Source organism: Brevundimonas sp. (assembly GCF_031082345.1).
GTDB lineage: Bacteria > Pseudomonadota > Alphaproteobacteria > Caulobacterales > Caulobacteraceae > Brevundimonas.
Window position 1 is genome coordinate 1 of sequence record NZ_JAVHLH010000158.1, and the last position, 6,864, is coordinate 6,864.

The following is a 6,864-nucleotide window of genomic DNA, read 5'->3' on the forward strand; positions in this document are numbered from 1 at the left end:
CCCGCTTGTCGGCGTATTTCGCGACGAGGGCTTTCACCATCTCGTTGCGGTTCACGGCGCTCTTCTTAGCCATTGTGCTCTATCCCTTCCCGCTCAGTTCACGAACGGGAACTTGAACTCGGTGAGGAGGGCCTTGGCCTCCTCATCGGTCTTGGCCGTGGTGCAGACGATGATGTCCATGCCCCACATCTGGTCGATCTGGTCGTAGTTGATCTCGGGGAACACGATGTGCTCCTTCAGACCGGTGGCGTAGTTGCCGCGACCGTCGAATGAGGTGCCCTTGAGGCCCCGGAAGTCCTTCACCCGCGGCAGCGCGATGGTGATCAGACGGTCCAGGAACTCATACATCTGGTCGCCGCGAAGGGTGACCTTGCCGCCGACCACCATGCCCTCGCGCAGCTTGAAGCCGGCGATGGAGTTGCGGGCCTTGGTCGGCACGGGCTTCTGGCCGGCGATGGCGGCGAGATCCTTGAGGGCCGCGGTGGCCTTCTTGGAGTCGGCCACGGCTTCGCCGATGCCCATGTTCAGGACGATCTTGTCCAGCTTGGGCACCTGCATCGGGTTGGTGTAACCGAATTTCTCGGTCATCACCGCGCGGATGCGGGCCTGATACTCGTCCTTCAGACGAGGCGTGTACTTGGTGTCGGCCATCAGATGACGTCTCCCGTCGTCTTGGCGAAGCGGACCTTCTTGTCCCCGTCGATCTTGAAGCCGACGCGGGTGGCCTTGCCGTTGGCGTCGGCGATCGCGACGTTCGACAGGTGAAGCGACGCTTCCTTGTTCTTGATGCCGCCCTGGGGGTCGGCCTGGGTCGGGCGGGTGTGGCGCTGGACCATGTTGATCCCCTGCACCAGGACGCGGTTGGTCGTCGGGAGCACTTTCGTGACCTTGCCCGTACGGCCCTTGTCCTTGCCGGTCAGGATGACGACGTTGTCGCCGGTTTTGATCTTGGCGGCCATGACTACAGGACCTCCGGAGCCAGCGAGATGATCTTCATGTGGTTCTTGGCGCGCAGTTCGCGGGGAACCGGGCCGAAGATCCGCGTGCCGACGGGCTCGTTCTGCTTGTTGACGATGACGGCGGCCGACTTGTCGAAACGAATGACCGAGCCGTCCTTGCGCATGATGTCCTTGGCGGTGCGCACGACGATGGCGCGCACGACGTCGCCCTTCTTCACGCGGCCGCGGGGAATGGCTTCCTTGACGGAAGCGACGATCGTGTCGCCCACCGAGGCGTAGCGGCGCTTGGAGCCGCCCAACACCTTGATGCACATGACCCGGCGAGCACCCGAATTATCGGCTACCTCCAGGTTAGTTTGCATCTGGATCATGGGATCCGATCCTTCTGGTTACGAGGCCGAGGCGGTGGAAAGAACTTCCCAACGCTTCAGCTTGGACTTCGGGGCGCACTCGACGATGCGGGCCAGGTCACCGACCTTGAGGGCGTTCGCTTCGTCGTGGGCGTGATACTTCTTGGACAGACGGACGGTCTTTTTGAGGACGGGGTGCAGCAGCGTGCGCTCCACCTTCACCACGACGGTCTTGTCGCCCTTGTCGGAGACGACCACGCCTTCGAGAATACGTTTCGGCATCGGTGTCTCCTTAACCCGCCGCGCGGTTCGCACGCAGAAGCGTGGAAATACGGGCGATGTCCTTGCGCACTTCCGAGACGCGATGGGTCTTTTCCATCTGGCCGGTGGCGGCCTGGAAGCGCAGGTTGAACTGTTCCTTCTTGAGCTTCAGCAGCTCGTCGGACAGCTGGTCGGGCGTCTGGGCCCGAAGGTCGGCGATCTTGGTCATGCGCCTACGTGCTCCACGTGCGAGACGCCGGCGTCGAGGCGGGTGACCACCTTCGTACGGACCGGCAGCTTGGCGGCGCCAAGACGCAGGGCCTCGCGGGCGATGTCGTCCGGCACGCCGTCGATTTCGAACAGGATGCGGCCCGGGTGGCAGCGCGCGGCCCAATGGTCCACGGCGCCCTTGCCCTTGCCCATCCGGACTTCGGCCGGCTTGCCCGTGACGGGCAGGTCGGGGAAGACGCGGATCCAGACGCGGCCCTGACGCTTCATCTGGCGGGTGATCGCGCGGCGAGCCGCCTCGATCTGACGCGCGGTGATGCGTTCCGGCTCCACCGTCTTCAGGCCATAGGACCCGAAGTTCAGCGAGAAGCCGCCCTTGGCGGCGCCATGGATACGGCCCTTGAAGGCCTTGCGATACTTGGTCTTTTTCGGTTGCAGCATGACTTAGCCCTCACGCCCGCGACGCTGACCGCGATCGTTGCGGCCGCCGCGATCACCGCCGCGGCCTTCGTTCGAAGAAGGACCCGAAGCCTCGATCGCCCAGCGCTTGTCCTGCGCCATCGGATCGTGCTCGAGGACCTCGCCCTTGAAGACCCACACCTTCACACCGATGATGCCGTAGGTCGTCTTGGCCTGGATGAAGCCGTAGTCGATGTCGGCGCGCAGGGTGTGCAGCGGCACGCGGCCTTCGCGATACCATTCCATCCGCGCGATTTCCGCGCCGCCGAGGCGGCCCGAAACGTTGATGCGGACGCCCTTGGCGCCGAGGCGCATGGCGGACTGCATCGCGCGCTTCATGGCGCGGCGGAAGGCGATACGGCGTTCCAGCTGCTGGGCGATGTTCTCGGCGATCAGCTGGGCGTCGGTCTCGGGCTTGCGGACCTCGACGATGTTCAGGTGAACCTCGCCCTCGGTCTGGGCCGCGATGTCCTTGCGCAGCTTCTCGATGTCGGCGCCCTTCTTGCCGATCACGACGCCCGGGCGGGCGGCGTAGATCGTCACGCGGCACTTCTTGTGCGGACGCTCGATGATGATGCGCGACACGCCGGCGGCGTTGAGGCGTTCCTTCAGCCACGTGCGCAGCTTCAGATCCTGGTGCAGCAGCTTGGCGTAGTCGGCGCCGCCGGCGAACCAGCGGCTGTCCCACGTACGGTTGACGCCAAGGCGCAGACCGATCGGATTTACTTTCTGACCCATCAGGCGGCCTCACCGGCTTCGCGGACCACGATGGTGATCTCCGCGAAAGGTTTCAGGATGCGCGACGAGCGGCCACGAGCGCGGCTCGCGAAACGCTTCATCACCAGGTTCTTGCCCACGAAGGCCTCGGCGACGACGAGGTTGTCGATGTCGAGGTTGTGGTTGTTCTCGGCGTTCGAAACCGCCGAATACAGGACCTTGCGAACGTCGGTGGCGATGCGCTTGCGGCTGAATTCCAGCTCGTTCAGCGCTTTTTGCACCGGCAGGCCGCGGATCGACTGGGCGACCAGGTTCAGCTTCTGAGGGCTGATCCGGACATTCACCAGCTTGGCGCGGGCTTCGGTCGGGGCGACCCGACGGGGGTTTTTGGTCTGGGCCATCAGTTATTTCCTTTTGGCCTTCTTGTCCGCCGCGTGCCCGGGGAACGACCGGGTCGGGGCGAACTCGCCGAGCTTCATGCCGACCATCTCTTCGGAGACCGACACCGGCACATGCTTCTGGCCGTTGTGGACGCCGAACGTCAGGCCGACGAACTGCGGCAGGATGGTGGAGCGGCGCGACCACGTCTTGATCACGTCCTTGCGGCCCGACGTCTGAACGGCGTCGGCCTTCTTGAGCAGATACCCGTCGACAAACGGGCCTTTCCAGGAGGAGCGGGCCATCTTTAGCGAGCCTTCTTAACGTGGCGGGTACGGATGATGAACTTGTCCGTAGCCTTGTTCTTGCGGGTGCGGGTGCCCTTGGTGTCCTTGCCCCACGGCGTAACCGGGGTGCGACCGCCAGAGGTCCGGCCTTCACCACCACCGTGCGGGTGGTCGATCGGGTTCATGGCCACGCCGCGAACGTGCGGACGCCAGCCCATGTGACGAACGCGACCGGCCTTGCCGAGGTTCTGGTTCATGTGGTCGGGGTTCGAAACCGCGCCCACCGTGGCCATGCAGCCGTCCAGCACCATGCGAAGCTCGCCCGAGCCGAGGCGGATCTGGGCGTAGCCCTGATCGCGACCGACCAGCTGGGCGTAGGCGCCGGCCGAACGGGCCAGCTGGGCGCCCTTGCCCGGCTTCATCTCGATGTTGTGGATGATCGTACCCACGGGCATCGAGCGCAGCGGCATGGCGTTGCCCGGCTTCACGTCGACCTTCTCGCCGGCCACGACCGTGTCGCCCGCCTTCAGGCGTTGCGGCGCGATGATGTAGGCCTTTTCGCCGTCCTCATAGACGACGAGGGCGATGAAGGCGGTCCGGTTCGGATCGTATTCCAGGCGCTCGACGGTCGCCGAGGCGAACTTGCGGCGCTTGAAGTCGATCTTGCGGTACAGCGTCTTGGCGCCGCCGCCGCGGAAGCGGACGGCGATACGACCACCGGCGCCGCGACCGCCCGACTTGGTCAGGCCTTCGGTCAGCGACTTCTCGGGGCGTCCTTTATGGAGCTCCGAACGGTCGATCAGCACCAGGGCGCGGCGGCCCGGCGACGTCGGATTGTAGGTTTTCAAGGCCATCTGATCAGAGCCCCGTGGTGACGTCGATCGACTGGCCTTCGGCCAGCGTCACGATCGCTTTTTTGATGTCGACCCGACGGCCCATGATGCCGCGGAAACGCTTGGTCTTGCCCTTCTGGACGAGGGTGTTGACCTTCAGGACGTTGACCTTGAACAGGCTCTCGACCGCCGCGGCGATCTCGTCCTTGGTCGAGGTCCCCGCAACGCGGAAGACGACCTTGTTCTGCTCCGACAGGATCGTGGCCTTTTCCGTGATGATCGGAGCCAGGATGGTGTCGTAGTGTTTGGCGGTGGGTTGAGCGCCGGCCATTACGCGGCTCCCTTCACGGCTTGCGACCGGGCCACTTCGCTGCGCGAGGGCTTGTAGTCGGCGTAGGTGGCTTCGATGGCCTCGAGGGCCGCCTTGGTCAGCACCAGCTTGTCCGCGCGCAGGATGTCGTAAACGTTCAGGCCGGCGTTCGGCAGGACGTTCACCATCGGGATGTTGCGGGCGGCCAGGCCGAAGTTCGTATCGACTTCCGGACCGGCGATGATCAGCGTCTTCGTCCAGCCCAGCTTGCCGAGGGTTTCGCGCAGACCGGCGGTCTTGGCGTCCTTCAGCGAGATGCTGTCGACGACGACCAGGTCACCGGCGACGACCTTGGAGGACAGCGCATGGCGGAGGGCCAGGGCGCGGACCTTCTTGGGCAGCGAGAAGCCGTGATCGCGGACGATCGGGCCGAAGGCGCGCGAACCACCGACGAACTGCGGGGCGCGACGCGAACCGTGACGGGCGCCGCCGGTTCCCTTCTGCTTGTACATCTTCTTGCCGGTGCGAGAGTTCTCGTTCCGGGTCTGGACCTTGTGGGTGCCGGCGCGGCGCTTGGCCAGTTGCCAGTTGACGTAACGGGCCAGGATGTCGCCGCGGATGTCGGTGATGCCGAAAACGGCGTCCGACAGTTCGACGTCACCGGCGGCCTTGCCGTCGAGTTTGATGACCGAGAGTTTCATTACGCTTCACCGCCTTCGGTGGTCTCGACCGCGGCAACCTCTTCAGCCGGCGTTTCCGCGGCGGGTTGCTCGGCCGAAGCCTTGGCGTTCGACTTGACGCCGCCCGGGAAGGGGGCGTCGGCCGGACGGGCCTTCTTGATGGAGTCGCGGATCTTGACCCAGGTGCCCTCGTGACCGGGGACGGCGCCCTTGATCATGATCAGGCCGCGTTCGACGTCGACGCGGAACACGGTCAGGTTCTGGGTGGTGACGACTTCCTCACCGAGGTGGCCGGCCATCTTCTTGCCCGGGAAGGTGCGACCCGGATCCTGACGGTTGCCGGTCGAGCCGTGCGAACGGTGCGAGACCGAGACGCCGTGCGTGGCGCGAAGGCCGCCGAAGTTCCAGCGCTTCATGGCGCCGGCGAAGCCCTTGCCGATGGTCTTGGCCTGGACGTCGACCTTCTGGCCCGCGACGAAGTGGTCGGCCGAGAACTCGGCGCCCACGTCGAGCATGGCGTCCGCATCAATGCGGAACTCGGTGACATAGGCCTTGGGCTCCACCTGCAGCTTCGCGAAGGATTCCCGCTGAGCCTTGTTGGTCCTCTTGGCCTTCTTGCTGCCAGCGCCCAGCTGGAGAGCGACGTAGCCGTCACGCTCCTGGGTACGTTGGCCGACGACCTGGCAGCCGTCTAGCTGAAGCACAGTGACCGGAACGTGCGCGCCGTCATCGGCGAACACGCGGGTCATGCCCAGCTTCTTGGCGATCACGCCCGTGCGCATCGGATCCCGCCTCTTTCTTCTTTAAATCTTGATCTCGACGTCCACGCCGGCGGACAGGTCGAGCTTCATGAGCGCGTCCACGGTCTGCGGAGTGGGGTCGACGATGTCGAGGACACGCTTGTGCGTGCGGATTTCAAACTGCTCGCGCGACTTCTTGTCGACGTGCGGCGAGCGGTTCACGGTGAACTTTTCGATCAGGGTCGGCAGCGGGATCGGACCACGAACGGTCGCGCCCGTGCGCTTGGCGGTGTTGACGATCTCGCGCGTCGAAAAGTCGAGGACGCGGTGATCGAAGGCCTTGAGCCTGATGCGGATGCTTTGATCCATATCGGTAGCTATTCCCAAGCAGGCGAACCTGCGTCCCTGTGAACCATTTCAAAGACCGGAGTCTTCAGGCCGCGAAGGCCTTCAGAGTACGCACGTCCGCAAAAACGATCGGCCCACGCAGTCTCCCGCGAAGGCCGTTGAAGTCCTGGGTCACTGCAAAGAACAGGGTCTCAGGTCGTTCCTGCGGACCGCGTCTGCACCCCATACTCAAAGCGAGGTGCACAGCCGGTCCAACAAGAGTGGGGGCTTATGCAGATCGATTCCGCTTCCGTCAAGCGGCGAAACCGTGGCGA

Annotated in this window: 14 protein-coding genes and 1 pseudogene; all 15 read right to left on the reverse strand. The window is 64.6% G+C overall.

The features are described from left to right. A pseudogene (locus tag RDU12_RS10620) lies at positions 1-73 on the reverse strand (30S ribosomal protein S14); the annotation flags it as partial. A 20-nt stretch (positions 74-93) separates the two neighbouring features. Then, a complete protein-coding gene (gene rplE / locus RDU12_RS10625) occupies positions 94-651 on the reverse strand; it encodes a 50S ribosomal protein L5 (protein WP_300289436.1) in 558 nt (185 codons plus the stop codon). Beyond that, positions 651-959 (reverse strand): 50S ribosomal protein L24, encoded by a 309-nt coding sequence (gene rplX, locus RDU12_RS10630; RefSeq protein WP_300289437.1) that lies wholly within the window; start codon positions 957-959, stop codon positions 651-653. Before rplX ends, rplE begins: the two co-directional genes overlap by 1 nt. Positions 960-961: 2 nt before the next feature. Beyond that, entirely contained in the window at positions 962-1,330 is a 369-nt protein-coding gene (gene rplN / locus RDU12_RS10635; RefSeq protein WP_055832151.1) for a 50S ribosomal protein L14, read from the reverse strand. Between the two features lie 18 nt (positions 1,331-1,348). Then, the gene (gene rpsQ / locus RDU12_RS10640; protein WP_168049152.1) at positions 1,349-1,591 is read right to left on the reverse strand and encodes a 30S ribosomal protein S17; all 243 of its coding nucleotides are present in this window, start codon (positions 1,589-1,591) and stop codon (positions 1,349-1,351) included. Between the two features lie 10 nt (positions 1,592-1,601). Then, positions 1,602-1,799 (reverse strand): 50S ribosomal protein L29, encoded by a 198-nt coding sequence (gene rpmC, locus RDU12_RS10645; RefSeq protein WP_055832148.1) that lies wholly within the window; start codon positions 1,797-1,799, stop codon positions 1,602-1,604. Further along, the gene (gene rplP, locus RDU12_RS10650) at positions 1,796-2,239 is read right to left on the reverse strand and encodes a 50S ribosomal protein L16 (RefSeq protein ID WP_284223197.1); all 444 of its coding nucleotides are present in this window, start codon (positions 2,237-2,239) and stop codon (positions 1,796-1,798) included. Before rplP ends, rpmC begins: the two co-directional genes overlap by 4 nt. A 3-nt stretch (positions 2,240-2,242) precedes the next feature. Next, positions 2,243-2,995, reverse strand: coding sequence for a 30S ribosomal protein S3 (gene rpsC, locus RDU12_RS10655; RefSeq protein ID WP_300289438.1), 753 nt, complete (start codon positions 2,993-2,995; stop codon positions 2,243-2,245). After that, positions 2,995-3,375 (reverse strand): 50S ribosomal protein L22, encoded by a 381-nt coding sequence (rplV, locus tag RDU12_RS10660; RefSeq protein WP_056450358.1) that lies wholly within the window; start codon positions 3,373-3,375, stop codon positions 2,995-2,997. Before rplV ends, rpsC begins: the two co-directional genes overlap by 1 nt. A gap of 3 nt (positions 3,376-3,378) precedes the next feature. Next, positions 3,379-3,657, reverse strand: coding sequence for a 30S ribosomal protein S19 (gene rpsS, locus RDU12_RS10665; protein ID WP_135195324.1), 279 nt, complete (start codon positions 3,655-3,657; stop codon positions 3,379-3,381). 2 nt (positions 3,658-3,659) lie between these two features. Beyond that, entirely contained in the window at positions 3,660-4,493 is an 834-nt protein-coding gene (rplB, locus tag RDU12_RS10670) for a 50S ribosomal protein L2 (protein WP_300289439.1), read from the reverse strand. Positions 4,494-4,497: 4 nt separating this feature from the next. Next, positions 4,498-4,803 (reverse strand): 50S ribosomal protein L23, encoded by a 306-nt coding sequence (locus tag RDU12_RS10675; protein WP_298097836.1) that lies wholly within the window; start codon positions 4,801-4,803, stop codon positions 4,498-4,500. Further along, the gene (rplD, locus tag RDU12_RS10680) at positions 4,803-5,483 is read right to left on the reverse strand and encodes a 50S ribosomal protein L4 (protein WP_300289440.1); all 681 of its coding nucleotides are present in this window, start codon (positions 5,481-5,483) and stop codon (positions 4,803-4,805) included. Before rplD ends, RDU12_RS10675 begins: the two co-directional genes overlap by 1 nt. Further along, positions 5,483-6,244, reverse strand: a complete 762-nt coding sequence (gene rplC, locus RDU12_RS10685) for a 50S ribosomal protein L3 (protein WP_300289441.1) — start codon at positions 6,242-6,244, stop codon at positions 5,483-5,485. The genes rplD and rplC overlap by 1 nt, the downstream gene beginning before the upstream one ends. A gap of 21 nt (positions 6,245-6,265) precedes the next feature. Continuing rightward, positions 6,266-6,571: a 30S ribosomal protein S10 gene (gene rpsJ / locus RDU12_RS10690; protein WP_003164367.1), complete on the reverse strand. Its 306-nt coding sequence runs from the start codon at positions 6,569-6,571 to the stop codon at positions 6,266-6,268. Positions 6,572-6,864: the final 293 nt, after the last annotated feature.

Bases quoted from the DNA above. Each gene is read 5' to 3' on its own strand.
- rpsQ (WP_168049152.1), bottom strand. From the start codon at position 1,591: ATGCCGAAACGTATTCTCGAAGGCGTGGTCGTCTCCGACAAGGGCGAC.
- rpsJ (WP_003164367.1), bottom strand. From the start codon at position 6,571: ATGGATCAAAGCATCCGCATCAGGCTCAAGGCCTTCGATCACCGCGTC.
- rpmC (WP_055832148.1), bottom strand. From the start codon at position 1,799: ATGACCAAGATCGCCGACCTTCGGGCCCAGACGCCCGACCAGCTGTCC.
- rplN (WP_055832151.1), bottom strand. From the start codon at position 1,330: ATGATCCAGATGCAAACTAACCTGGAGGTAGCCGATAATTCGGGTGCT.
- rpsC (WP_300289438.1), bottom strand. From the start codon at position 2,995: ATGGGTCAGAAAGTAAATCCGATCGGTCTGCGCCTTGGCGTCAACCGT.
- rplE (WP_300289436.1), bottom strand. From the start codon at position 651: ATGGCCGACACCAAGTACACGCCTCGTCTGAAGGACGAGTATCAGGCC.
- rplD (WP_300289440.1), bottom strand. From the start codon at position 5,483: ATGAAACTCTCGGTCATCAAACTCGACGGCAAGGCCGCCGGTGACGTC.
- rplP (WP_284223197.1), bottom strand. From the start codon at position 2,239: ATGCTGCAACCGAAAAAGACCAAGTATCGCAAGGCCTTCAAGGGCCGT.
- rplC (WP_300289441.1), bottom strand. From the start codon at position 6,244: ATGCGCACGGGCGTGATCGCCAAGAAGCTGGGCATGACCCGCGTGTTC.
- rplV (WP_056450358.1), bottom strand. From the start codon at position 3,375: ATGGCCCAGACCAAAAACCCCCGTCGGGTCGCCCCGACCGAAGCCCGC.
- RDU12_RS10675 (WP_298097836.1), bottom strand. From the start codon at position 4,803: ATGGCCGGCGCTCAACCCACCGCCAAACACTACGACACCATCCTGGCT.
- rplB (WP_300289439.1), bottom strand. From the start codon at position 4,493: ATGGCCTTGAAAACCTACAATCCGACGTCGCCGGGCCGCCGCGCCCTG.
- rplX (WP_300289437.1), bottom strand. From the start codon at position 959: ATGGCCGCCAAGATCAAAACCGGCGACAACGTCGTCATCCTGACCGGC.
- rpsS (WP_135195324.1), bottom strand. From the start codon at position 3,657: ATGGCCCGCTCCTCCTGGAAAGGCCCGTTTGTCGACGGGTATCTGCTC.